This window comes from Streptomyces sp. NPDC024698 (assembly GCF_055559015.1).
The window spans coordinates 1-2,041 of the sequence record NZ_JBVHLK010000058.1 but is presented as its reverse complement, the minus strand read 5'-3'; the positions used below and the strand labels follow the sequence as shown (position 1 = coordinate 2,041).

Genomic DNA, 2,041 nt, shown 5'->3' with positions numbered 1-2,041 from the left:
CCCAGCACCCCCACCCCGCACAGCCACCCCCCACACCACACCCCGCACCCCGCACCACCCCCCACACCAGGCCCACCAGGCCACACACACCAACCGACACACCACCCCTAAAACACCCTTGAAGCCACACCACCCCCACCCCGACGCCAGGGAAACCAGCTCCGGCCCGACAACACGACAACCCGACGGCAAGACCAGCAGAACCACAGGACCGCAGGACCGCAGGACGACGGGACCGCAGGACGACGGGACAGCCACCGCAAGACACACCACAGACAAGAGACACAAGGACGACGTTCTGAAGGACGCTCCGTATGACGCGGTGGCAGCCAGCGACTCACCCGAGCCGTCACCACGCCCACAGGAGACGAAGAAGGACCGGGAAGACACAATCCCCTTCAATCTGGACACGTCATCCGACAAGTTCGACCGACACAGCCGATGCCTGCCGGTGCTGGCAGGCCGTCGGCCAGCACATCGCCCGCGACGGCAGCTGACAGCCGGACCGCCAGTGAGCGGCGCCGTCCCGGCCGCCGGGGCCACCTCCTCGCCCGCCTGGCGCAGGGCGGGGCGGGCGCGGCTGTACAGGGCGCGGGCGGCAGGGTGTCGCAACTGCCCTGCCTGACAATGCAAGGTCCCCTGCTCAGTAGCCTCACCCGCATGACGACGATTGACGCCCTGGTCGCCCTGGTGCCCCCGCCGACAAACCCCATCGACGCGAGCGGTGACTGGACGCAGGTCGAGAACGCCCTCGGCCTTGAACTTCCCTCCGATTTCAGGTCTCTCATCGGTTCCTACGGCTTGGGGCAGTTCGTCGACTTCATCACTCCCCTCACACCGTTCGGCAGTCGCAACCTCCTGCTCCAGTCCGCACGACAACTCCTCGAGAGCGAAAGACCGTTCAGGGAAGCGAACCCGGACAAGTGCCCCTACCCCTACTTTCCGGAGACCGGTGGCCTACTGGAATGGGCTGGAACTGACAACGGCGACCGACTCTGCTGGGTAACCGGCGGCCACCCGGACACCTGGACCGTCGTGGCATGGAACCCGCGCGGGTGGTACTACGACGTGGCCGCTCGTACTTCGGCGGCCGGTCACTCGCCAGTGCCCGCTTCACCGTGTTCTTCGAGATGCCCAAATGCCGAGCGATCGCCCGGATCGGCATCTGCTCGGCCCGGTGCAGCCTGCGGATCTCTGCCCAGTCCTCCACGCGGATCACCCTTCCCTCCTGACCTTCCGATCAAGATCAGGTTCAGGCGAAGACCACCGAGAGGGTCACTTTTGATCCGCCGTCAGAGGGTCAGAATTCAGGCGTCGCCGAGAGATTGGGACGAGGCTCGCGCCAACACCTGCAGACATCCATACATGAATGCGCGTCCAGTCAAAGGGCGCGTCGCGGCCGGAAGAGGTCGTCTTCTAGCGCTTTCTCACTGGCTGTGCCCGCGACGCAGTTCAGTAAGAGGCACTCGCTTCCCCCGCGAGCTCGGTCAGCGATAGCGCAGTTCCTCAGCCCAGTTCCAGAGCTGGTCTTCCAGCACCAGGTTGTCGCCGCGGGCCACGGTCTGGAGCATCTGCGCGCACACGGCCGCTTCCGCGGCAAGGCCGGCCGGGCTGCCCAGGACGGGGAAGGCGGCGCGGACGCGGGCGGCGGTGTCCGGCTGGAGCAGCGTGTAGGCGTAGAGCGTGGCGCTGGAGGATCGGGTTATCGGACAGGACCGGCTCATCGACGCGCGCCGACAGCTCCGCCCGGTAGGCGGTGGTGTCACCGAAGGATGCCTGCGCGTCGCTGGCGCCATCCCACAGCTTCCCCGATGCCTTGTCCGCCGGCTCGGACACCAGCCGCAGCCAGACGGGTGCCCCTGCGGCAGTGCGCGCCGGGGCACCCAAGGTGCGCCCGGCCCACCCCCAGAACTCCCCGCCCGGCACGGTCTGAACGGCCAGGGCCTTAGTACTGCAACGGTCTATGCCGTGACTGTTGGCCAGCGGGGTCGTTGGTGTGGTTATGGGTGGGGACCTTGCTGATGTCAGGTTGTGGGCTGAT

1 protein-coding gene and 2 pseudogenes are annotated in these 2,041 nt (G+C 67.0%); 1 reads left to right on the top strand and 2 read right to left on the bottom strand.

All coding sequences use genetic code 11. The annotated features are described in order from the left end of the window. Nucleotides 1-441: 441 nt before the first annotated feature. A pseudogene (locus tag ACZ4AA_RS38415) lies at nucleotides 442-1,005 on the top strand (SMI1/KNR4 family protein); the annotation flags it as partial. A 67-nt stretch (nucleotides 1,006-1,072) separates the two neighbouring features. Here ACZ4AA_RS38415 and ACZ4AA_RS38410 read toward each other — a convergent pair. Together ACZ4AA_RS38410 and ACZ4AA_RS38405 are read right to left on the bottom strand one after the other, a co-directional pair. Next, nucleotides 1,073-1,219, bottom strand: a pseudogene (locus tag ACZ4AA_RS38410) (helix-turn-helix domain-containing protein); the annotation flags it as partial. 268 nt (nucleotides 1,220-1,487) lie between these two features. Continuing rightward, on the bottom strand, nucleotides 1,488-1,724 hold the full coding sequence (locus ACZ4AA_RS38405; protein ID WP_467613358.1) for a hypothetical protein: 237 nt from the start codon (nucleotides 1,722-1,724) through the stop codon (nucleotides 1,488-1,490). Between the last annotated feature and the right edge of the window lie 317 nt (nucleotides 1,725-2,041).